Origin of the sequence: Nocardia goodfellowii (assembly GCF_017875645.1) — a bacterium.
In the GTDB taxonomy this organism is placed as follows: domain Bacteria; phylum Actinomycetota; class Actinomycetes; order Mycobacteriales; family Mycobacteriaceae; genus Nocardia; species Nocardia goodfellowii.
Map to the genome: position 1 here is coordinate 5,671,630 of NZ_JAGGMR010000001.1, position 22,088 is coordinate 5,693,717.

General features: G+C 66.9%; 22 protein-coding genes and 1 pseudogene. 12 read left to right on the forward strand and 11 right to left on the reverse strand.

Annotation, left to right across the window (positions count from 1 at the left end):
- The first annotated feature begins 194 nt into the window (after nucleotides 1-194).
- From BJ987_RS26165 to BJ987_RS26190, 6 genes are all read left to right on the forward strand, one after another.
- The gene (locus tag BJ987_RS26165) at nucleotides 195-1,667 is read left to right on the forward strand and encodes a hemolysin family protein (protein ID WP_209895133.1); all 1,473 of its coding nucleotides are present in this window, start codon (nucleotides 195-197) and stop codon (nucleotides 1,665-1,667) included.
- Nucleotides 1,660-2,724: a hemolysin family protein gene (locus tag BJ987_RS26170; RefSeq protein ID WP_209895135.1), complete on the forward strand. Its 1,065-nt coding sequence runs from the start codon at nucleotides 1,660-1,662 to the stop codon at nucleotides 2,722-2,724. Before BJ987_RS26165 ends, BJ987_RS26170 begins: the two co-directional genes overlap by 8 nt.
- Nucleotides 2,721-3,584 (forward strand): 3-methyladenine DNA glycosylase, encoded by an 864-nt coding sequence (locus BJ987_RS26175; RefSeq protein WP_209895137.1) that lies wholly within the window; start codon nucleotides 2,721-2,723, stop codon nucleotides 3,582-3,584. The genes BJ987_RS26170 and BJ987_RS26175 overlap by 4 nt, the downstream gene beginning before the upstream one ends.
- 77 nt (nucleotides 3,585-3,661) lie before the next feature.
- Entirely contained in the window at nucleotides 3,662-4,768 is a 1,107-nt protein-coding gene (locus BJ987_RS26180) for an epoxide hydrolase family protein (RefSeq protein ID WP_307869763.1), read from the forward strand.
- Nucleotides 4,769-4,947: 179 nt separating this feature from the next.
- Complete coding sequence (locus BJ987_RS26185) at nucleotides 4,948-6,522, forward strand: LVIVD repeat-containing protein (protein ID WP_209895139.1); 1,575 nt, start codon at nucleotides 4,948-4,950, stop codon at nucleotides 6,520-6,522.
- Between the two features lies 1 nt (nucleotide 6,523).
- Complete coding sequence (locus BJ987_RS26190; RefSeq protein ID WP_307869764.1) at nucleotides 6,524-7,168, forward strand: DUF305 domain-containing protein; 645 nt, start codon at nucleotides 6,524-6,526, stop codon at nucleotides 7,166-7,168.
- On the opposite strand, the pseudogene BJ987_RS37460 reads toward BJ987_RS26190, so the two are convergent.
- Nucleotides 7,168-7,269 (reverse strand): annotated as a pseudogene (locus tag BJ987_RS37460) (nucleotidyltransferase domain-containing protein); the annotation flags it as partial. The gene BJ987_RS26190 and the pseudogene BJ987_RS37460 overlap by 1 nt on opposite strands.
- A 42-nt stretch (nucleotides 7,270-7,311) precedes the next feature.
- Complete coding sequence (locus BJ987_RS26195) at nucleotides 7,312-7,905, reverse strand: short chain dehydrogenase (protein WP_209895141.1); 594 nt, start codon at nucleotides 7,903-7,905, stop codon at nucleotides 7,312-7,314.
- Between the two features lie 158 nt (nucleotides 7,906-8,063).
- On the opposite strand from BJ987_RS26195, the gene BJ987_RS26200 reads away from it, so the two are divergent.
- The 3 genes from BJ987_RS26200 to BJ987_RS26210 all read left to right on the forward strand — a co-directional run bounded on the left by BJ987_RS26200 (nucleotide 8,064) and on the right by BJ987_RS26210 (nucleotide 10,955).
- Nucleotides 8,064-8,984: a helix-turn-helix transcriptional regulator gene (locus BJ987_RS26200; RefSeq protein WP_209895143.1), complete on the forward strand. Its 921-nt coding sequence runs from the start codon at nucleotides 8,064-8,066 to the stop codon at nucleotides 8,982-8,984.
- A 134-nt stretch (nucleotides 8,985-9,118) separates the two neighbouring features.
- Nucleotides 9,119-9,754: a TetR/AcrR family transcriptional regulator gene (locus BJ987_RS26205; protein WP_209895145.1), complete on the forward strand. Its 636-nt coding sequence runs from the start codon at nucleotides 9,119-9,121 to the stop codon at nucleotides 9,752-9,754.
- A gap of 7 nt (nucleotides 9,755-9,761) precedes the next feature.
- Entirely contained in the window at nucleotides 9,762-10,955 is a 1,194-nt protein-coding gene (locus tag BJ987_RS26210) for an FAD-dependent oxidoreductase (protein ID WP_209895147.1), read from the forward strand.
- A gap of 29 nt (nucleotides 10,956-10,984) precedes the next feature.
- Here BJ987_RS26210 and BJ987_RS26215 read toward each other — a convergent pair whose 3' ends face one another.
- Complete coding sequence (locus BJ987_RS26215; protein WP_209895149.1) at nucleotides 10,985-11,512, reverse strand: CAP family protein; 528 nt, start codon at nucleotides 11,510-11,512, stop codon at nucleotides 10,985-10,987.
- 207 nt (nucleotides 11,513-11,719) lie between these two features.
- Here BJ987_RS26215 and BJ987_RS26220 point away from each other — a divergent pair, with 207 nt between their 5' ends.
- Nucleotides 11,720-11,875, forward strand: a complete 156-nt coding sequence (locus BJ987_RS26220; RefSeq protein ID WP_209895151.1) for a carotenoid oxygenase family protein — start codon at nucleotides 11,720-11,722, stop codon at nucleotides 11,873-11,875.
- A gap of 16 nt (nucleotides 11,876-11,891) precedes the next feature.
- Here BJ987_RS26220 and BJ987_RS26225 read toward each other — a convergent pair whose 3' ends face one another.
- From BJ987_RS26225 to BJ987_RS26245, 5 genes are all read right to left on the reverse strand, one after another.
- Nucleotides 11,892-13,115: an SfnB family sulfur acquisition oxidoreductase gene (locus BJ987_RS26225; RefSeq protein ID WP_209895153.1), complete on the reverse strand. Its 1,224-nt coding sequence runs from the start codon at nucleotides 13,113-13,115 to the stop codon at nucleotides 11,892-11,894.
- Nucleotides 13,115-14,230, reverse strand: a complete 1,116-nt coding sequence (gene sfnG, locus BJ987_RS26230; RefSeq protein ID WP_209895155.1) for a dimethylsulfone monooxygenase SfnG — start codon at nucleotides 14,228-14,230, stop codon at nucleotides 13,115-13,117. Before sfnG ends, BJ987_RS26225 begins: the two co-directional genes overlap by 1 nt.
- A gap of 58 nt (nucleotides 14,231-14,288) precedes the next feature.
- Nucleotides 14,289-15,671 carry a styrene monooxygenase/indole monooxygenase family protein gene (locus BJ987_RS26235; RefSeq protein ID WP_209895156.1) on the reverse strand — a complete coding sequence of 461 codons (1,383 nt, stop codon included), beginning with the start codon at nucleotides 15,669-15,671 and terminating at the stop codon, nucleotides 14,289-14,291.
- Between the two features lie 61 nt (nucleotides 15,672-15,732).
- A complete protein-coding gene (locus tag BJ987_RS26240) occupies nucleotides 15,733-17,157 on the reverse strand; it encodes an LLM class flavin-dependent oxidoreductase (protein ID WP_209895158.1) in 1,425 nt (474 codons plus the stop codon).
- On the reverse strand, nucleotides 17,154-18,383 hold the full coding sequence (locus BJ987_RS26245) for an acyl-CoA dehydrogenase family protein (RefSeq protein WP_209895160.1): 1,230 nt from the start codon (nucleotides 18,381-18,383) through the stop codon (nucleotides 17,154-17,156). The genes BJ987_RS26240 and BJ987_RS26245 overlap by 4 nt, the downstream gene beginning before the upstream one ends.
- A gap of 320 nt (nucleotides 18,384-18,703) precedes the next feature.
- On the opposite strand from BJ987_RS26245, the gene BJ987_RS37465 reads away from it, so the two are divergent.
- Nucleotides 18,704-19,048, forward strand: coding sequence for a DUF3140 domain-containing protein (locus BJ987_RS37465; RefSeq protein WP_307869765.1), 345 nt, complete (start codon nucleotides 18,704-18,706; stop codon nucleotides 19,046-19,048).
- 119 nt (nucleotides 19,049-19,167) lie between these two features.
- Nucleotides 19,168-19,353: a hypothetical protein gene (locus tag BJ987_RS26255; protein WP_209895164.1), complete on the forward strand. Its 186-nt coding sequence runs from the start codon at nucleotides 19,168-19,170 to the stop codon at nucleotides 19,351-19,353.
- A 256-nt stretch (nucleotides 19,354-19,609) separates the two neighbouring features.
- On the opposite strand, the gene BJ987_RS26260 is transcribed toward BJ987_RS26255, so the two are convergent.
- The 3 genes from BJ987_RS26260 to BJ987_RS26270 all read right to left on the reverse strand — a co-directional run bounded on the left by BJ987_RS26260 (nucleotide 19,610) and on the right by BJ987_RS26270 (nucleotide 21,913).
- Complete coding sequence (locus tag BJ987_RS26260; RefSeq protein ID WP_209895167.1) at nucleotides 19,610-20,029, reverse strand: ChaB family protein; 420 nt, start codon at nucleotides 20,027-20,029, stop codon at nucleotides 19,610-19,612.
- Nucleotides 19,968-20,726: a sensor domain-containing protein gene (locus tag BJ987_RS26265; RefSeq protein WP_209895170.1), complete on the reverse strand. Its 759-nt coding sequence runs from the start codon at nucleotides 20,724-20,726 to the stop codon at nucleotides 19,968-19,970. The genes BJ987_RS26260 and BJ987_RS26265 overlap by 62 nt, the downstream gene beginning before the upstream one ends.
- A gap of 95 nt (nucleotides 20,727-20,821) precedes the next feature.
- Complete coding sequence (locus BJ987_RS26270) at nucleotides 20,822-21,913, reverse strand: glutamate--cysteine ligase 2 (protein WP_209899120.1); 1,092 nt, start codon at nucleotides 21,911-21,913, stop codon at nucleotides 20,822-20,824.
- Nucleotides 21,914-22,088 lie beyond the last annotated feature (175 nt).

The following is a 22,088-nucleotide window of genomic DNA, read 5'->3' on the forward strand; positions in this document are numbered from 1 at the left end:
ACCATCATTGGCACAGCCGGAACATCCGGCTCTTCCCCCGCCGAAAGGAACAAGTTGTCACCCGCGTCCAAGGGCGCCACCAAGGAGGGCTCCTCTACCGAGCCGGGTGACAAACCCGGCGCCCTCCATCCCGCAACAGTCCCTGCCGATTCCGACGACCCCTCCCAACGCGGCCGCGACGGGTGGTGCTGATCGTGTCAGTCGTACTCACCGTGCTCAGTCTGGTCGGGTTCATCGCCCTGACCGCCGGCACCGCGCTGTTCGTCGCCGCGGAATTCTCCCTCACCGCGCTCGAACGCAGCACCGTCGAATCCCATGCCCGCGACGGCGACCGCCGGGCCCGCATGGTCCGCCAAGCGCATCGCACGCTGTCGTTTCAGCTCTCCGGCGCCCAGCTCGGCATCACCATCACGACCTTGGTCACCGGTTACATCGCCGAACCCATCCTGGCTCGCCTGCTCGCACCGTTGTTCAGTGCGGCGGGGCTCAGCGCAGGTGTCGCACAAGGCATTTCGCTGGCTCTCGCGCTCGTCCTGGCGACCTCGCTGTCGATGATCTACGGCGAGCTGGTGCCCAAGAACATCGCGATCGCCAAGCCCATGGCCACCGCGCGGTTCACCGCGGGCCCCATGGTCGCGTTCTCCACGATGTTCAAGTGGATGATCAATTTCCTTAACAACACCGCCAACTGGGTGGTGCGCCGCGTCGGTGTCGAACCGGCCGAGGAATTGCGGTCCGCCCGATCCCCGCAGGAGCTGGGTTCGCTGGTACGCACCTCCGCACTGCGCGGCGCGCTGGATCAGCGCACCGCGCAGGTCGTGGACCGCTCGCTGCAGTTCGGTGAGCGCAGCGCCGAAGAATTGATGACCCCCCGGGTCAAGATCGAATCCCTGGATCAGGACGACACGATCGCCGACCTGCTCGAAGCCGCCGGACGCACCGGGTATTCCCGGTTCCCGGTCATCGACGGCGACCTGGACAACACCCTCGGCGTCGTGCACGTCAAACAGGCGTTCCTGCATCCGGTGAGCGCCCGCCGCACCATTCCGCTGCGCCGGCTCGCCGCGCCCGTGCCGATCGTCCCGGCCAGTCTCGACGGCGACGAAGTGCTCGAACGCGTCCGCGCCGACGGCATGCAGGTCGCGCTGGTCGTCGACGAATACGGCGGCACCGCGGGCATCGTCACCATGGAGGACTTGATCGAGGAGATCCTCGGCGACGTGCGTGATGAGCACGACGAGGAGGAACGCGACGTGCGCCGGGTCGCCGACGGCTGGGACTGCTCGGGTCTGCTGCGCATCGACGAGGTGTCCCGGGCGACCGGATACGACGCGCCCGAGGGCGAATACGAAACCCTGGGCGGGCTCGTGCTCACTCGGCTGGGCCGGATCCCGGTCGTGCACGACGAGGTCGTGCTGCCGAATTCGCCGGCCCATCACCGGCATCCGTACGAGACCGAGGAGGGCGGCTGGATCGCCCGGGTAGAGCGGATGGACGGGCGGCGGATCGACCGCGTGCGGTTGATCCCGGTCACCGGTGAGGCGCTGGAGGCGCGGGAACGCAAAGCCGACCGCAAGACCCAGCAGCTCATCGATGACGCCAACCAGGCGGATCAGGCCGAATTGACGCAGGCGGAGTACAACCACGCGGAGCACAGTCATGGGTGATCTGTTCGGAATCGTGCTCACGGTCGTACTGCTGGCCGCCAACGCCTTCTTCGTCGCCGCCGAGTTCGCGTTGATCTCGGCACGTCGGGACCGCCTGGAAGCCCTTGCGGCGCAGGGCAAACGCAACGCCGACACGGTGATCCGCGCCGGGGAGAACCTGTCCATGATGCTGGCCGCGGCTCAGCTCGGCATCACCATCTGCTCGATCCTGCTCGGCCGGGTCGGTGAGCCCGCGGTGGCGCACCTGCTCGAAGGCCCGTTCGAGTTGCTGGGCCTGCCGCAGGGGCTGCTGCATCCGGTCGCGTTCGCCGGCGCGCTCACCATCGTGGTGATCCTGCACATCCTGTTCGGCGAGATGATTCCGAAGAACATCGCGCTGGCCGGCCCGGAACGCAGTGCGCTGCTGCTGGTTCCGATCCATCTGGCGTGGCTGCGGCTGGCGCGGCCGTTGATCGCGATCTACAACTTCGCCGCCAACCTGTCGCTGCGCATGCTGCGGATCGAACCGAAGGACGAGCTGCAGGCCACCGTCTCCAGCGTCGAATTGGCCGAGATGATCGGCGAGTCCCGGTCCGAGGGTCTGCTCGACGAGGAGGAACACCGCCGCCTGACCCAGGCGCTGGGCACCTCCGATCGCACCATCGCCGATGTCATGGTGCCGCTGGCCACCACCCGCTCGGTGCCGTTGCGCGGCAACGGGACCACCCTCGGGGATATCGAAAACGCCGTCGCCGAGACCGGGTTCTCTCGCTATCCGGTGCGCGCCGACGACGGCTCGCTGGTCGGCTACCTGCACGTCAAGGATGTGCTGGACAAGGTCGCCGATGAAAACGCGGGCCCGAGTACGCCCATCCCGCGCACGGATATCCGTCCGTTGCCGACGATGGGCGCGGTCACCACGCTGTACGAGGCCCTGGCCCGTTTGCGCCGCACCAGCAGCCACCTGGGCCGGGTCGTGGACAACCACGGCAACACCATCGGCATCGTGGCGCTGGAGGATCTGGTCGAAGAGTTCGTCGGCACCGTGCGCGACGGGACCCACCGCGTGGCCGAATGACCGTCCAGGTTCTGCCCGAGGTCGAGTGGCGGGCGCGTGCCGTCGAGCACCGCGCCCGCCTCGACAAGCTCGTCGGCCCGTACCTCGACCGGCGGGCCGCCGGCTCGTCGCATCCGGTGATCGACTTCCTGTTCACCTACTACGGGCACAAACCCGCCCAATTACGGCGCTGGCACCCGGGTTTCGGCATCGTCCTCGCGGGCGCGCGTGAATACGACGGCGCACGTGGCTATCACCGTGTCGACGCGGGCTACACCGCCGATCCGGCCTTCCTCGCGAAGCGCCGCGACACCATCGAGTTCGCCGCGAACCTGTTGCGCGCCACCGCCTCCCGGCCCGCTCAGCTGTCCTGCTTCGGATTGCACGAGTGGGCGATGGTCTACCGCACCGAGGATGTCCGCCATCAGCAGGTGCCTCTGCGGCTGGGTCACGCGGGCACCGACGCGGTGGTCGAGTCGATGTCGTTGCGCTGCACGCACTATGACGCTTTCCGCTTCTTCACGCCCGACGCTGTCGGGCGCAATGCCCAGCCACTGACCCGCGCCGATCAGATCGAACGGGAGCAGCCCGGCTGCCTGCACGGCAATATGGACCTCTACAAATGGGGTTTCAAGCTGGCACCCCTGGTCCCCTCGGACCTGATCCTCGACACCTTCGAACTCGCCTGCACCGCCCGCGAACTCGACATGCGGGCCAGCCCGTACGACCTCACCGGCTACGGCTACGAACCGATTCCCATCGAGACCCCGGCCGGGCGCGCCACCTACGTCCGCCGGCAGTCCGAGATCGCCGAGCACGCCGCGCTACTCCGGACGAAGCTGCTCGGGACGTACCGGATGCTGCTGGCTCGAACAGCCTGAGATCACCTCTTGAAACGGAACGGATCATTCTGCTACTCTCATAACAGAACAAAACATTCCGTTCCAAGGAGATCATCGTGAACGACATCCGCCCCTTCCAGATCGACATCGCCCAGGCCGACCTCGACGATCTCCGCGACCGCCTCGGCCGGGCGCGCTGGACGCCGGCGCTGCCCGGCGCCGACTGGAGCAAGGGCGTCCCGGTCGACTACCTGCGAGGCCTCGCCCAGTACTGGGCCGACGAATTCGATTGGCGGAAGGTCGAAGCGGAGCTGAACCAGTTCCCGCAGTTCATCACGGAAATCCAGGGCCAGCCGATCCATTTCAAGCACATCCGCAGCGAGCGGCCGGATGCGCAGGCGCTGCTGTTGCTGCACGACAATCCGGGTGCGGCGATGGGGCTGCTGGATGTCCTCGAACCGCTCTCGCGGGACTTCCATCTCGTGGTGCCGTTCATGCCGGGCTTCGGGTTCTCCACCCCGCTCACCAGCACCGGTTGGACGGTCCCGCGGGTCGCCTCGGTCTTCGCGGAGTTGATGGATCGGCTGGGCTATGACCGTTTCGGCGCGCACGGCGGTGGCGGCGGAGCCAACGTCTCACTCGAGCTGGGCCGGCAGGTGCCCGACCGGATGATCGGCCTGCACGTCAACGCCTATGTCGCGATGCCCGGCGAGGATGTCGAGGGACTGACCGAAGCCGAGCAGGCGCGGATGGCCACCGTCGAGCGGTTCATGCAAGACGGATTCGCGTTCAACATCATGATGTCGACCCGGCCCCAAACCATCGCGCACAGCCTCAACGACTCCCCCATCGGCCTGCTCGCCTGGATCGTGGAGAAGTTCAAGGAGTGGAGCGACTCGAGCGCGGAACTCCCCGAGCAGGCCATTCCCAAGGATCGCATGCTCACCGATGCGAGCATCCAATGGTTCACCGGCACTTCGGGTTCCATCGCGCAGAGCTACCACGACGTCGCCCACGATCCGACCGCGTGGGGCCCGAAGGAGCGCGTCACCGTGCCGACCGCGTTCGCGCTGTCCGCCGGGGACGTCACCATCCGCCGCTGGGCCGAGCGGGACGCGAACGTGGCGCGCTGGACCGAATTCGACCGGGGCGGCGCCTATCTCGCACTGGAGGCACCCGAACTCGTTGTCGCCGACATCCGGGAGTTCTTCGGCAGTCTGTGACACCCCCTGTCGGACGACCCCGGTGTCCGCACCGGGGTCGTCCCACATTGTGGTGCGAATCCCCAGAAACCGCGCCCGAAGTTACCGGCAGTTACTACCATTCAGTCAGTTCGCACGCCAACTGTCTGAGTCGGCTGTGTGCACGCACTCGAACCGACGAAAATTTGGGAGACGCGACGATGCGTTCACCGACGAGACCGCGCCGCATGAAACCGCTGGCCTTGCTCACCGCGGGCGTGCTCGCGGCCATGTTGCTGCCGGACAGTGCCTCGGCCGACCTGCACTCCGATATCGGCACCGCGGTCCAAGAACTCCTCGATGTCGGCCGCACCGCGGTGCCGCGCGCCGACTGCGGACCGGGATCCATGCCGGAACCCGGTCTGCAAGGCGATGTTCCGGCCGCCGATCGCACCAGCGGACGCTCCACGCTGGGCTACCGCTGCAATATGTCGATGCTGGGCCAGTTCGCCGGTCGCGGTGCGGGTATCACCTCCACGAGCTTCGAACACTGCGCTTACCTGGGTTCCTTCTTCCCCGGCGACCTGATCAGCGAGGGCCGCGGCGTGCAGGTTCTCGATGTCTCCGACCCGGCCCGTCCGCGCCCGACCGCCACGCTCACCGAACCCGCCATGCTCGCGGGCACCTGGGAAAGCTTGAAGGTCAACGCGGAGCGCAAACTGCTCGTCGGCACCGGTGTCCCAGTCGGTGAGGGCGTCGGCTACCTCTCGGTCTACGACATCTCCGATTGCGCTCACCCCCGCCTGCTCAACCCCGGCCCCGGTACCAATCTGCTGATGCCGCTGCCCATCACGACGCACGAGGGCGGCTTCTCTCCCGACGGCCGAACCTACTGGGCCTCCGGTATCGCCCCCGGTTTCGTCAGCGCCGTCGATCTCACCGATCCCGCGCATCCGCGCGTCATCTGGCAGGGACTCACCGGCATCGAAGCGCACGGTTTCGGCATCAGTCCCGACGGCAACCGCATGTATCTGTCCGCGCTCGCCGGTTTCACCGTGCTCGATATCAGCGCGGTGCAGCGCCGCGACCCGAACCCGCAGGTGCACCACATCGGCCGCACCTTCTGGACCGACGGCTGGGCCACCCAGCACAGCGTCCCGGTCACCTATGACGGCAAGCCGTACCTGTACACCGTCGACGAAGGCGGTTCCGGCGGCGTCAAACTCATCGACATCACCGACGACACCAAGCCCAAAGTCGCGGCGAAGGTCAAGCTGGAAATCAATCTGCCGCAACACATCGACAGCAATATCGGCTCCTCGATGGGCGGCTCCATCTTCGCCTACGAATCGCACTACTGCGCCGCCGACCGCGCTGCGAACCCGACCGCGCTCGCCTGCGGCTGGATTTCCTCCGGCATCAGGGTTTTCGATATCCGCGATCCGTTCGCCATCCGGGAGATCGCCTACTTCAACCCGCCCGCCCGCACCGGCCGCAACCTGGAACTGTGGAATTCCCCGCACGCCCTGGCCTCCCTCATCGGCGTCCCGTTCATGACCGCGCCGTCACTGGCCCGCTCCGTGCTCGAAGGCCAGTTCAACCCGTGGGACGCACTCACCCAGCGCTCCGGCCACGTCGCTTTCGGTGATGTCTCCACCGACTGGTGCCTCTCGCCGCCGGAATGGCGCGGCAACCAACTGTTCGTCACCTGCTCCGACAACGGCTTCATGGCGCTCCAACTGGACAACGACGTGTACACCGCGCCGGAGAATCAGCAGTCCATCGTCGGGTCGTAACGTGGAACGGAACATCCCCGGATGGATCCGGCTCGCCGCGCTGACGGCGGCCGGATTCACGCTGCTGGTTCTCGGCGCGGCCCTGCGCCCGCTCCTCTTCGAGGAAACCCCCACGGCCGCAACCGTTCTCAACACGGTGGAGGTCGGTTTCGCGCAGGATATGACCGCACACCACCAGCAGGCCCTGCTCATGGTGCAGCGTCTGGATCCCGGCGCCGGCCCCGCCGTACGGCGGCTGGCCCAGCAACTCGCCGACACCCAGCGCATGGAAATCGGCACCATGCTCGGCTGGTTGCGCCTGGCCAACGCGGCACCGCTGTCATCCCGTCCGATGGCCTGGATGCATACCGAACGGACTGCGCCACAACATCATTCGCCCGCGACGACCACACTCCGGGATACGACGATGCCGGGCATGGCCACCATGGCCGAACTAGACACACTCGCGGCCGCCAAAGGCCGCGACGCGGAAATCCTGTTCCTGCAGCTGATGATTCGCCACCACGAAGGCGGAACCACCATGGCCGAAGCCGCCGATGAACTCCTGCGAGCGGGGCCCGTCAAGGAAGCGGCCCGCGCCATGTTCCAGGCCCAGAGCCAGGAGATCGGGATCATGAGTGTGCTGCTGACCCAATTGCGGGCATAGTCGACCTGCTCGACGTCGATGGTAAGCCGAGCGTCGCCGTTGCAGACCCCGCCGCCCCACGTGCCGATCTCGGAAACCGCCCCGGACCAACCGACCTTACGACCACCGCTCGCCGTCGTGCAGGCCACCGTGAGCAAGCGCCTTCACGACCTGCTCACGTCGATTGTCGTGCCATGGGCATCGCCGTGCACGGCGTCGATGTAGGCCTGGGCGACGTCGACGACCGGGGTGCCGTCGGCAGGATTCATGCCCAGGCCGACCAGGGTCTCGCGCACCCAGCCGGGGCTGACGATATTGAGACGCACGCCGCGCGGCATCTCGGTCGCCGCGGCCTGCACGAATGCCTCCAAGCCCGCGTTGATCAGGTAGCCGAGCGAGCTTCCAGGGACCGGCTCAGCGAACCGGCCGCTGGTGAGGGTCAGCGAGCCGCCGTCTCGTATGTGCGCGAGCGCGCGCCGAACCAGATTCACCTGCCCGACAAGTTTTCCGTCGAGACCGCGCCAGAATTCGCTGTCGGACAAGACATCCAGTGGGGTCAGTCCGCCGCTCACGGCGCAGCACACCACTGCGTCCACTGCTCCGACCTGCGCGAACAGAGCATCGATGGTTGCGGTGTCCGTCAGGTCCACCCGCACCGCTCCGCGGCGTGCGGCGCGCACCACGTCATGGCGTGCCGTAAAGGCCTCGGCGACGGCGCTGCCGATCGTCCCCGTCGCGCCGATCACGAGAATCTTCATAGTGTCCTCTTTCTCCGGTCCAGATCGTGGCTGGTGTGCCGGAAACCAGCCTGCGGCAGGGCAATTGCCGGACCCAGGCCTCCGCTGGATGTACACCCGCGCTGGGTATATCCAGCAGGTGCAGGCTCGCCGGCCGCGAATCCTCGACACTGGTAGGTATGAGCACACACGCCGAGCTGGGTGAGTTCTTGCGATCGCGGCGAGCCCGGCTGCAACCGGGCGATGCCGGGCTTCGCCCCTATGGTGGGCGGCGCCGGGTTCCGGGCCTGCGCCGCGAGGAGCTTGCTCAGCTCGCCGGGGTGAGCGCCGGCTACTACACCCGGCTCGAGCAAGGGCAAAGCCCCAATGCCTCGGACGCCGTTCTCGATGCCGTTGCCCGCGTCCTGCGTTTGGACGAGGCCGAGCGTGCTCATCTGTACTCGCTGGCCCGGCCGACGCCGAAGGGTCGCCGCCGCGCAGTCGAGCCCGAGCGGGTGCGGCCGGGGGTACGGCTCATGATCGACTCGTTCGGGGACGTGCCCGCTCTGGTCATGGGCCGCTTCGCCGACGTCCTCGCGTGGAATCGGATGGCACACGCTCTGCTGGCCGGTCACCTCGATTTCGACGCGCCGGACCGCCCCGGCGACCGGCCCAATATCGCCCGCTTGGTATTCCTCGATCCGCACACGCGTGAGCTCTATGACGACTGGCCCCGGAAGGCCAGGTCCACAGTCGCCGACCTGCGACTGATCGCCGGGCGGTACCCCGGCGCGCCCGCCCTGGGCAGCCTGATCGGCGAATTGACGCTCGGCAGTCCCGAGTTCGCGAGACTTTGGGCCGCGCATACGGTGGGCGATTGCGGTGGCGCCGCCCGTATCTACCACCATCCCATGGTGGGTGGCATGACGCTGAGGACCGAGTTCATGACTCTCCCGGAGGACGAGGGGCAGCGTGTCGCGGTGTTCAATGCCGAACCGGGCTCCCCCTCCGAGGCGGCCCTTCGAATCCTCGCCGATCTGACTGCCGCCGAGACAACGGCGAGCACAGTTCGTGATATCGCCGATGTGGACGAGACTTCCTCCGGTTCCACTGTGTCATAGAGCCTTTCGGCCCGTACGCCGCCCGCAGGGGTCGGTGAGCTTCCTCTCATCGAGCCGGTTATCCAGCTGGAAACATTGCTTCGCCGTGTCGGCTCTGCAACTGTAAGTAGGTACTTACTTACAGAGGAGGTGCGGTGGGATCACCCGCTCGGGAGCGGATCATCACCGAGGCGTTGCGGCTGTTCGGGGCGCGGGGTTTCGCCGGGACCACCGTGGCGCAGATCGAGTCGGCGGCAGGGCTTTCGGGCGGATCGGGTGCGCTGTACCGGCACTTCCCCTCCAAGGACGCGCTGTTGCTCGAGGCGGTGCGGTCGCGGCTGGTCGACCGCGGCGAGTGGGAGCGGTTCCGCGAGCCCGACTTCTCGATCGCCGGACTTCTCGAAGAGCTCGCCCCCGGTGCGGCGACAGTGGACAAGGTACTGGCGCTGTGCCGGATCGGTTTGACTCGCCTCGAGCACGACCGCGACGTCACCCGGATCCTGATGCGCGACAACACGATCGCACCGAGCGTGCTGGAGGTGTTCCAGCGCGAGGAGTACAGCGTCGTGACCTCCGTGGTGGCACGTGGGCTCGCCGAACTCGCCGGCCCGGACCACGACCTGGACGTGGACGCCGCAGCGGCCGTGCTGGTCGGGGCCATCGCCCATTTCTGGCTGATCCGCGACATCTTCGACGGCGTGCACCCCGCCGGGCTCGACAGCGAACGCTATCTGCGGGCGAGCGCGGAACTCATCGCGGCGCGGCTGGCCGCATCCAACGAGAAGGAGTGACAGGACAATGGCGACCGATCACATCACCGTCATCGGCGGCGGGTTCGCGGGACTCACGGCCGCCATCGCCTGCGCCGAATCCGGCGCGGCGGTAAGGCTTTACGAGGCGCACCAGACCCTCGGCGGTCGGGGGCGTGCGACGGCGGCACCCTACATCGCCCACGAAGGCGCGCACGTCTTCTACGCCGATGGCCCGCACTACACCTGGCTGCGGAAACGCGGTTTCGTGGCCGGACTCGGCCTGCCCAGCCCCCGCCAGGCGGCGCGGATCGGTTTCCGGATCGATCGGCGGGTGCGCAAGGCTCCCCCGGTCGGGATGCTGCGCGCGCAATCCCGCGCCTTCCTGACGGCGCCGGTCGACCTGGACTTCCACACCTGGGCGGCCGGTCGCTGGGGTGAGCGGACCGCGGCGCAGCTGGCGCACGCGATCAGCGCGGTGACCTACGACGCCGATACCGGGCGACTGTCGGCCGCGTTCGTGTGGGAGTTGTTCCAGCGGGTGTTCGGACCGCGGGTGCCGGCGGTGCGCTGGGTCCGCGGCGGTTGGCAGACGGTGGTCGACCGGATGGGCGAGCGCGCTCGCGAACTGGGCGTCGTGATCGAGACCCGCGCTCGGGTGGGCGAGGTGTCCACCGCGGCCGGACCCGTCATCATCGCCACCGAGCTGGCCGCGGCGCGCGCCCTGCTCGCGGACAAGAGTCTCAGCTGGACAAGCGGGCATGCCGCGCTACTCGACCTGGCCGTGCACTCCGATCGCCGCGACCGCAACCTCGTCTTCGACCTCGACGAGGGCGGATTCCACGAGAGTTACACCATGCAGGACGACACCATCGCCCCGGCCGGGGAGTCACTGTTCCAGCTGCAAATGCCGGTGCGGGACAACGAATCCCGTGCCGACGCCCAGGCCAGGCTCGCTGCCTTCGCCGACGCCGTCGTGCCGGGGCGGGCCGAGCGCACCACGTTCACCCGCACCGCTGTCGCCAAAGGCCGCACCGGAGCCCTCGACCTGCCCGGCCAGACCTGGCGGGACCGGCCGGCGATCGAGCGTGGCGACGGGGTCTACCTGGTCGGCGATATGGTCGCCGCGCCCGGCATGCGCGGCGAGATCTCGATCAACAGCGCCGTGCACGCCGCGGCGGCCGCGGTCGCCGAGCTCCAGCGCGCATCCCGAGGTCAACGTGCGCACCAGATAGACGAGTAGCTCCAGAACCCTGATTCAAGAGGCCCGGGTCAGCGCGGACGTGGCACATTCTGGGGAAATTGTCCCTGCATGTTGCCTGGCGGATTGTAAAGAGCGACAGCGACGGTGTAGCCGCCCTCCGAGGCGTATCCGATACCAAGTCCGGTGCTGGCCTTCCACACCAACTGCGTGAAATGGCCCGTTTGCATACTGAACCCGGGGTTGTTGTAGTCGTAGGCGGAGACCTCGTCATACCACATCTTCGTGGCCATCTGCACAAAGGAGACAGCGCCCCAGTTGCCCTGTCCCCCAACGAGATTCTCCCCCGCCCCGTTCTTGTAAGGACAGCTGTGATCGATCGTTCCCTTGGTGGCGTAGTACTTCGCGCATTGCTGCGCCCGGCTGTTCATGTTCTGGGTCGAGGTCATCGCGGGAGAACCATGCTTCGCCCGGTACTGGTTGTGCAGGGTAAGCCCGGTCTGCGCGTAATCGCTCTGCCCGGCGGCAGTGCCCCCGCCGGAGATGAGCGCGGCGAGCATCACCGCGGCGACAACTGATACCAATCGACCGACACGCACGACGACCTCCCAAGGCAGAGCAGGACACAGCAGAAACGAACCACACGCACCTCGGGACGCGCACTGGCCGTGAGCGTTTCGGGATCAGATGAGCGTACCCGGACTCGCAGCATTGCTCGTCGAATTCCGACCTGCTCGCTGAACGTTGTACTGGGCGTTCGCGCAGCGGCCCGGTCACCGGCACCCGCGTACCGACACTGTGGCGAGATGGTGACGAGGACCTTGGCCCACAACCACGCCGACCGAACCAGCTATCTGATGATTCTCGACGCCACCGACCTCACCGCACAGCCGCTGGCTCGAATCCATCTCCCCGTTCGCGTCCCCACCGGCTTCCACGGCAACTGGCTACCCATCCACTGACCTCCGCGACCGGGATTCAGAAAGTGCCGTGGGTGGGTGGTGGGGTGTTGTGGAGTAGGGCGCGGCCGAGGTGGTGGTATTTCCACCGGACGGGGTCGTGCAGGGTGTGGGTGCGGGCGTTGCGCCAGAAGTGGTGGAGGTTGAGATCTGCTGCGGCACTGCGGGTTCCGCCTACTTCGAACAGGGTGGACGATACGTCGACCGCCGCGCGATCGGCGACGATCTTGGCCGTCGCGACGGCGAGGGACGCCTGGGCGGCCAGGGTGTGTTCGCCGGGGTCCGGTGTGGTGATCGCCGAATCGACGGCGGCTCCCGCGGCCGCGAGGGCCGCCTCGGCCGTCACCACCGTGACTGCCAATTCGCCGAATCGCTGGATGAGTAAGGGGTCGTCGATGGCGCGGTCGACGCCGGCCTCGAACCAGGGCCTGGCCTGTTCGCGCACGAATTCCGTTGCGGCGGTGAGTGCTCCACGCGCGATGCCCGTATCGATCGCGGCATGCAGAAGCTGGGCGTACGCCCCGTAGGCGGTGGGTCCGGCGAGGGCTTTCGCGCGGGGAACGAGTTGCTCGGACCGCACCCGTGCATTGTCGAATTCGACGGTGCCGCTGCCGGTGGTGCGCTGGCCGAGACCGTTCCAATCGTCGACGATCCGTACGCCTGGCGTCCGGGCGGGCAGGAATGCGATGTACTCGCCTGCGGGAAGGCCGCTGCCCGCGTCGGGGTCGTCGAGCCGGGTGAGTACGGCGAGCAGGTCGGCGAACAGTGAACCGGTGCAATAGTATTTCGTGCCGTCGATGCGGAATTCGTGGCCGACCGGACGCACAGTGGTGGAAATGTTGGTGATGGTCCTGCCGCCGCGTTCGGACTGGGCGTTCGCGATGCGCGCGCCACCGAGGACCGCTCCGAAGAATTCGCGTTGCTGTGGCGCGGTACCTGCCAGGCGCAACAGATTCAGATAGACGAAATGGCTGTGCGGGATCTGCGCGATATTCGGGTCGGCCACCGCCAGCAGCCGCACCACCTCCGCCACCGTGCTGGGCCCCAGATCGGCCCCACCGAATGCGGTGGGCACGGTGATCGCGAGCAAGCCCGACGATGCCAACCGGTCCAGTTGTGCGTACGGCAATTCGCGGTCGCGGTCGCGGACCGCGGCGGCGGGCGCGAACTCGCGGGCGAGTTCGGCCGCGACGGTCACGGCCTCGGTGGCGGAGGTGATGCGATGGGCGGTGGCCGCGGTCATCAGCCGACCACCGCCGCGGGAACCCGGGCCGCCTCGAGTTCGCGGACCAACGGCAGCACCTTGGCACCGAAGTATTCGATCTCCTCCTGGAAATGCAGGAAGCCACCGAGAATCAGGTCGACGCCGAGATCGCGATAGGCGACGATCCGTTCCGCCACCTGCTCGGGGGTGCCGATCAATTGGGTGCGGAAACCGTCGTTGTACTGCACCAGATCTTCGAAGGAAGAATCCGCCCACATGCCCTTGCGGTCGCTGGTCGAGGCGCCCGCCTGCTGCACCGCGTCCCGGAATCCCTCGACCGCGGGCTTGTTCGCCTTCTCGATGATCTCGCGCAACGTATCGCGCGCTTCCTTTTCGGTGTCGCGGGCGATGATGAATCCGTTGAGCCCGAATTTCACCTCCCGCTCGTTCTCGCGGGCGACGGTGCGCAGGTCGTCGAGTTGTTCGGTGACGCCGTCGAAGTCCTTGCCGTTGGAGAAATACCAGTCGGCGTGTCGGCCGCCATTGCGTCGGGCCGCCGTCGAGTTACCGCCCTGGAACAGTTCGGGATTGGGCCGTTCCGGGGTGTTGAGCGGTTTCGGCTTGAGGGTGAAATCACGGATACGGTAGAAGTCGCCGCCGTAATTCACCTCGTCCTCGGTCCAGATCTTGCGGATCACCTCGAGGAATTCGCCGCTGCGCCGGTACCGTTCGTCGTGCTCGAGCCACGGTTCGCCGAGGGCCTGGAATTCCCCCGCGAACCAGCCCGACACCACATTGATCGCGAACCGCCCGTTGGAGAGGTGGTCGGCGGTGGCGCCGAATTTCGCGAGCACCGCGGGGTGCCACAGCCCGGGATGGATAGCGGCGATCACCTTCAGCCGTTCGGTGGCCAGCAGCAGCGCCAGGCTGAACGAGGTGGACTCGTGCTGGAATTCGGCGCCGTAGGAGGCGGTGTAGCGGACTTGGGACAGGGCGTAGTCGAAGCCGTTGCGTTCCGCGGTCTGCGCGAGCTTCTTGTTGTATTCGTAATCCCAGCCGGTGCGCTGTTCGATATCGCTGGTGACGAGGCCACCGCTCACGTTGGGGACCCAGTAGGCGAACTGGATCCGATCTGCGATCCGCTCGGTTGTCATAGCTTGCTCCAGAGTTCGTGCGGCGGGCCGGCCCACCGCATGCGAAAGGGGGTTGTCGTTATCCGACGGCGACCGGCGCGAACGTCGAACGCGCGAAGCGGCCCGCCGGTGTGAACTTCGCCAGCAGTTCGCCCGCGTCCACACCGGTGACCTGCGTGATGTACGCGGCGGCGTCGGCGGGAGTGTCGATGTCGAGGAAGGGCTGCGGCCGGTGCAGCAGCCCGACCAGCGCCGAGGCGAAGCGGGGGTCGACGGCGGCGGTGGCGAAGAACTGTCCACCGATATCGGCGAACTCCGGGTCGCTGAGGAACAACCGGGTCACCTTGGCGGCGGCGTCGCTGCGGGCGGCGAGGAACGCGGCGTACTGGTCGGCGATCCACTGCTCGTCGAAGGGTCCGTCGTGGACGGCGGCGGCCGCCACCAGCCGCTGCGCCTGGATCAGGCCACTCTGCGCGCCCTGCCCGGCGACGGGGTCGTAGGCGACGGCGGTGTCCCCGAGCGCCGCGACCGCGCGGCCACTCTCGGTGCGTCCCACACCTGCCCGCACGACCGGTCGGACCGCGCCTTTGAGCCAGGAGTGCGGGTCTTCGGCGATCACCTGGGTCGCCTGCACCTCCGGCAGGTCCCAGTCGATGTAGTCGCGGTAGAGGTCCTTCACGATCCGCAACGCCGATTCCGCGGAATCCGCTGCGGCGAAACGGGTTTCCCAGTCGCTTCCCGGACGCGCCCACCCCAGGAAAGCCCAGCTCGGACCCACGTCCTTGTGCAGGTACGGCCCCCACCACGCTTCGCCCTGTTCGGCGAGGATGGAGAACAGGCTGTGCGCACCCCCGGCGGGACCGCGGTGCGCGAACACCCCGGAGTCGTAGCCGAGGCCCGTCACGGTAACGGTGAGCAGCGAGCGTTGCGGCTTGTCGTAGACGGTGCGGGTGGTGTCGATCGGGAAGAGGTCGGACAATCCGCCGCGACCGGTGGCGACCAGGGTGAGATCGTTGGCGGCGGCGATCGCGTCGAGCGACTGTGGTGTGACATTGTCGACGACGAATTCGCCGCCGCCCGCACGGAAGGCGGTCAGCCGCTCGTCGGCCTTGAGCCGGGTATCGACCGCGACCCCGACATACCCGTCGAAGGTGCCGTCGAACGCGATGAGCTCGGCGTTCTCCGGCCCGGCGATGCGCACACTGAGCCCGGTGTGACGGGGTGCGCGGCCGGTGTAGCTGTCGAGCCCGAGCGCGGCTTCGGCCTGCTGCGCTTCGCCGAATTCCAGGGCGGTGCCGGTGGCGGGCACATCGTCGCGCAGCGAGCGTTGATCTCGATCGCTGTAGAGGGTGACGGTGAAACCGGCGTCGAGAAGACCTAGCGCCGCAGTGACGCCGGCTTGGCCGGCGCCGATTACCGCGGCCGAACGAGTGGAGCGGGAAACGGGAGTCTGCGATGTCATAGTGGAATACTGCGCTGACCGTCACCCGATGAAGAGTGTTGCGATCAGCGCGAATTGATCCCTAGCTACCCACTGGTTCCGCCACGGGCTCGGGCCGCGGCAGCACGGTCGAATGCGCGGCACCGACGCGGTATCCGGCGCCACGATGGTGCGACGGGAGCCGGTCGCCCGCACCGAACAACGCGTTGCGCAATGTCCCCTGCTCGTATTCGGTGCGGTATACCCCACGTTCGGTCAATACCGGAACCACGTGGCGGACAATATCTTCGAACGTACCGGGAGTGATCGCGTAGGCGAGGTTGAACCCGTCGATATCGGTGTCGGCAACCCACTCCTGCAGTAAGTCGGCGACGCTTTCTCCCGAACCGGTGAATACCGGTCCCATGCCGCCGATTCCGGCCCAGCGACCGATGTCCCGCACCGTCCACTCGCGGCCGTCATCGTCGAACTCCTGGAACGCGGCGACCGCGGACTGGATGGCGTTGCTGCGCACATCACCGATCGGGTCGTCGAGGTCGTACTGCGACAGGTCGATACCCATCCAGCCCGACATGAACACCAGTCCCCCTTCGACGCTCGCGTAGGACAGATATTGCTCGTGTTTGGCCCGTGCCGCCTCGTCCGTCTCATCGGTGATGATGGTGGCCAGCGCGTAGATCCTCGCCTCGTACCGCCCACGCCCCGCCGCCTCGAGCGCATCGCGAATCCGTGAAACCGTCTGCGCCAGAATTCGTTTGGACGGGCCCGCGATGAAGATCGCTTCGGCGTTCTCGGCCGCGAACCGTACCCCGCGCGGTGACGCGCCGGCCTGATAGATCACCGGTGTGCGCTGCGGTGACGGTTCGGACACGTGGATCCCCGGCACGGTGTAGTGCTTGCCGAAGTGCCCGATGTGATGCACTTTCGCGGGATCGGTGTAGATGCCGCGGTCGGCATCGCGAAGCACGGCGTCGTCCTCCCACGAACCCTCCCAGAGCTTGTAGAGCACCTCGAGGTATTCGTCGGCCCAGTCGTAGCGTTCGTCGTGGTCGAGTTGATCATCGTCCCCGAAATTCCTTGCCGCGGAGGGCAGATACCCGGTGACCACATTCCAGCCGAGTCGCCCGCGAGTGAGGTGGTCGAGGGTGGACATGCGGCGGGCGAACGGAAACGGATGCTCGAATCCGGTGCCGGTGGTGATCCCGAATCCGAGGTGCTCTGTCACCGCGGCCATCGCCGACACCAGCAGCAGCGGGTCTGCGACCGGTGTCTGCGCGCCCTGGCGCAACGCGGCCGTGTCGTCGCCGCCGTACACGTCGTAGGTGCCGAGGACATCGGCGATGAAGATGCCGTCGAACCGCCTGCGTTCCAACAGCTTCGCCAGTTCGGTCCAATAGCGGATGTCGGTGTAGCGGTGGGACTGGTCTTCGGGATGACGCCACAGCCCCGGTGACTGGTGGGCGACGCAGTTCATGTCGAACGCGTTGAACCGGATCAGTTTGCTCATCGTGTCACCGATTCCGTTGCGCCGGTGCGGCGTTCGCCCGCGCTCCAACCGAACGGCAACTCGGTGCCGTTGAGCAGGTGGTCACCGACCGCGCGGGCTTTGAAGAGGGCGGGGTTGTGCACGGAAACGGTGCGCGCGTTGCGCCAGTGCCGGTCCAGACGCAGCTGTTCGGACACGATCGAGGCGCCACCGAGTTCGAACAGCTGTGTCGTGGCGGCGAGCACGATGTCGATCACTCCGAGTTGCGCTTGGGCTGCGGCCAATTCGGCGGCGACGAGATCCTCGGGGTCCTGCGCTCCGGCGTCGAGGACCCGGTCCAGAATGTCCGCGACGGCCAGGACTGCCGCCCGGGCGGTGAACGCCGCCGCCGACAGCTTGCCGATCACCTGCTGCACAAGAGGGTCCTCGCGCGGCAGGTCAGCCGCGGCGTGGGTGTAGGTACGGGTGCGCGCGCTCACCCATTCCCTGGCGTCGCGTTCGGCGCGGGCGGCGATTCCGGCGAGCACCGCGAGCTGCACCAGTTGCAGGTAGGCGGTGCCGTAGGTGGGGCCCGCGACACCGTAGCCGGGACCGAGGACGCGGTCCGGTGCGACCACGACATCGGTGAACTCCGTGGTGCCGCTGGCGGTGAGTCGCTGCCCGAAACCGTCCCAGTCGTCGCGTTGCACCACGCCCTCGGCGTCCGCGTCGACCAATACCCCGACCCGCGCACCGTCCTGGTCGGCCGCGACCAGGATGTGGTCGGCGAACAGCGAACCGGTGCTGTAGTACTTCACACCGTTGAGCAGCAACCGGTCACCGTCGCCGGTCAACCGGGTGTGATACCGGTCGACCGCGCCGACGCCCGGTTCGGTGATCGCGTTACCGACCAGGGTGCCCGTCGCGACCGCCCGCAACCACCGCTCCCGCTGCGGCCCCGGCTCGGCCAGCAGCTGATCCTCCACGAACGACCAGTGCACGCGCAGCGCCTGCGGCAGATTCGATTCCGCGGCCGCCAGGTCGATGAGCAGCCGGAACAGCTGGCGCACACTCGCACCGTACCCACCGAACTCGACCGGTACCCGCAGCGCACCGAACCGGGCCTCCGTCAGCCAGGTCACCTCTTCGTACGGCAATCTCCGGTCGACCTCCCGCGCCACCGCACCGACGGCGATCCGGTCGAAAATCGGGGCGAAGACGGCGTCGAGCTCGGCATCGGTAATCGAGGATGCGGTAGTGGAAGTCATGCCCCCACGATCGCGCAGCGGTGTGCCGGTTTCACCGGTTGCGCGCAGCGCGATCGAAACGACCGGCAGGTTCGAACTCCCGGCGTGCCGCCGCATCCGCCCATTGACCTGTCTAGACCGCGAACCGGCACCTCATCGAACAAGTGCTCGAAAAGCCTGTGCCTGGGAGCTACGGGTTTTGCTGTGCGGCCTCGGGGTAGTCGACAGGCGCCCGCACGAAAGGAGGAATGCATGCCAGATGCCGATCGAATCGAAAGGGCCCGGATGGCGATGGTCGCCGGGTACCGACCGGACGATCTCCGAACTCGACTGGGAATGGGGTGAGCGCGTTGGCGGAGACCCACGTCGACGACGATCTGTGGGAAGAGTTCCACCGCGTCGTGAACATGTCCTCCCGCGAGTTGCGGGATTGGCTACGCACCGAAAGCGCGGGCCCGGACACCGAAGCGTTACCAGACCACTCGGGGCCGCAGCTCGGCCGCCGAGTGCTGGCGATCCTCGGTAAACGGCGCACAGATCTGGTCGCCGACGATATCGAGGCCATGCGCGCGGTGGTGGACGAGGTGTCCGCCACCCGTCGATCGGACTTGGAACCGGTTGCCGGACAAGCGCATTGGCGACACCGACTGATGTCGCTAGGCCACGATCCGCTGAAGGGATCATGAGCGCGAGCGGGACGGCCCGTTCGTTTCGGAATCGCTGAGCCGCCTTTATTCCGCCGAGAAAACACCAGAAGGCGTGGCAGCTCGCATCGATAAGTGCGATGAATCCGAGGAGGTCAGAGATGGAACGAGGAAACAGCAAACACGGCCCCAAACAGGATGACGAACTGGCGCACGAACTCCAGGGCACTTTGCGCGGCAACCGATCCAGCCGGGCCGAGGAGTGGCGCGAGCCGGAACCGCTCGCCGATGACGATGTCGAGGTCACGGGCGAGCGCGCGATGCGCGAAAGGAATTCCGGAAGCTAGTCGGCCGGGGTCCGGCGCGAATCTGACGACCCACGAATTCCGCGAGCCGGATGCGCTCGGTCGCACGGCCGATGCCTTGCCGAGCGCATCCCGGGTCCGTCGCGATGCAGGCACACCACGCCGCCCGCCGGGCTACCGGCGTCGGCCACCGCCACCTCGGCTACGCAGGCATCGGCGGCGCGGACGGCGGACGGCGGACGGCGGACGGCGGCGGAGCTTCCGGCTCGACGCCCACAGGCCGAGCACCGAGCCACCCTCAGCGCGCTGCCGCGCTTTCGCGCCGATTCGCCTTCTTGATGGCGTCGACCAGCTGATCCTTGGTCATCGTGGAACGTCCTGCGATGTCGAGTCTGCGCGCCACATCCTGAAGATGCTTCTTACTGGCATTCGCGTCGACGCCCTCCGCGGTCTCTCCCCTGGCGTTCGGCCCTCCGCTTTCGGCGCGGGGGTCGGAGGGTCCCTTTCGCTCCTTGGGTTCCCAGTGATCGCCGACCTTCTCGTAGCTGTGTTTGAGCGCGGCGTAGGCCACTCGATGCGCGCGTTGCTCGTCGCCGTACTCCTGGATCGCGGAGTCGTAGGTTTCGGCGAAGGTGCGCTGCGCTTTGGACTCGGACTTAACGAGAGTGCTCGGCAGCTCGCTCTTGATCGGTTTGCCGGCCTTCGTAGTTTTCGGCATTCTCGTCTCCTACGGTAGGCCCCTCGACACCGGCTACCCGTGTCCGTCCGGAACAAACAGCTGGGCTCACATCATCGAAGCGCCCCTGCATGACAGCGAGCCGGGTGAGCAGAGTCTGGGCGAAAGCGGCGTGCAGGGCGGCGCTGCCTCGCTGGACGACGGGCAGGGTAATCAGCGCTATGACTCCGATGATCGTGTAGAGGATCGTCCGGTTGTGGGCGGTGTCCGTGCCCATGATCGTCTCGATGAAGATGTCGTGGTCGTCGCCGTGCGGAATGAATCTGCCCCAGAACCAGAAGGTCAAGCCACCCAACGTCATCGACCACCAGACGACCGGCAGCACGAACGTGACGATCGCGATCGGCAGGTTGACGACGGGATAGAGCAGATCCAGCCAACTCTGACTCTGCCTGATCGGTGCGGTGATCCGGCGAAACCATCCCGACCCCTCGACTGTCTTGCCGTAACCGGGGCGAGGGATCGCCTGCCCCGTCAACTGCTGCAGGCGTACGCGTTCGATATCGGCGAAGCCACGCGCGAGCAGCAGCGTCAACGCCAGCAGCGGAATGCCGAGAAAGATCACCATCGTGCCGATGCTCGCCGCGAGCAGTGGCACCAGGAGGCTGAAACTGACCACTGCGAGGGGCAGCCCCAAGAACGTGTACGCGAAGTCGTGGCCCAAGCGCCGGATCATCATGCGGACGACGCTAGGACCACGCGATACGAGAGTTCATCCAGCCTGGGTAGGGGATCGAGATGCCTCTGGGGAGTGATGACAACCGCTGTGCAGTCTCATCGACAGCCCTCGAGAGTGGCGACCGACAGCTCGCCGACCACATCGGCGACGTCGTCGTGCCGACGTAATGCGGCTATTTGCCGCCTTGCCCCATTGCCTCGATGTAGCACCGAACTGAGCGTCTCGTGGACGAACTCTCGTTCGTCGAGGGCTTCCAGCGCCGGGTCGACGTAGTCGAGCAGACCGGCCACCAGCGTGCGGGCGGGCGCGATCCGGCGGGAAACGGGATCGAGACCATCGCCGTCGAGTCCGTAGCGCGCGGCGTTCCAATAGGCCGCACGCAACACTTCCTGCGGCACCTGCGGTGCGCCGTGACCTTGCTCCAGTGCCTGCCGTGCCGTCATCACCACCGCGCGAACCAGGGTGGCCAGCAATGCGGTTTCGGCGACGGTCGCCGGTACGTCACTGACTCTGACTTCCACCGTGGGAAAGGATTCCGACGCCCGCACGTCCCAATACACCATCTTCGAATCGAGGGCGCTGCCGCTGAAGACAAGCATCTCGACCAGAGCGTCGTATTCGGCGACGGAGTCGAAGTAGGGCGGCGGACCGGCGCTGGGCCAACGGCGCCACAGCACGTTGCGCCAACTCGCATATCCCGTTTCGGATCCTCGATAGACCGCGGAGTTCGCCGTCAATGCCAAGAACACCGGCAACCACGGTCGCAGATAATTACTGACTTGGACCGCGGTTTCGCGATCGGGGATCCCGACGTGCACGTGGCAACCGCTCAACCCCTGTTCATGCGCGACCATCCCGAACCTGTCCGCGATACGCCGGTAGCGGTCGGTGTCGGTGACCGGGAACTGCTGCGGCACCGTCGGCGGGACGGCTACCGCCAGGAGTCGAGCGCCGTTGTCCTGCGCGCACCGCGCCACATCACGCCGCAACCCGGCCAGTTCCTTCAGCAGCGCCGCGGAATCGGTATGGATCGCGGTGCTGGTTTCCACCTGGCAGGCGGTCAATTCCAGTTGCAGCTCGACGCCGAGCTTTTCGGCGGTAGCGGCGACCTCGGTATTTTTCGCGACCGGCGCTCCCGTGCCCGGATCGACCAGCAAGAACTCCTCTTCGACGCCCACCGTCACCATCGTCGGATCGATCACCACCGAACCTCCCCGGCCGCCGCGCTTGCTGAACCCGTAACCGAACTCATCGAGCCTCCTTGTCCGACCCACTACCCCAACCGCGACTCGCACCAGCCGCGCGGGCTCACCCGCCTGACTCGAAGATGCCCCCGAATCCTTACGGCAAACCACGGGTGAA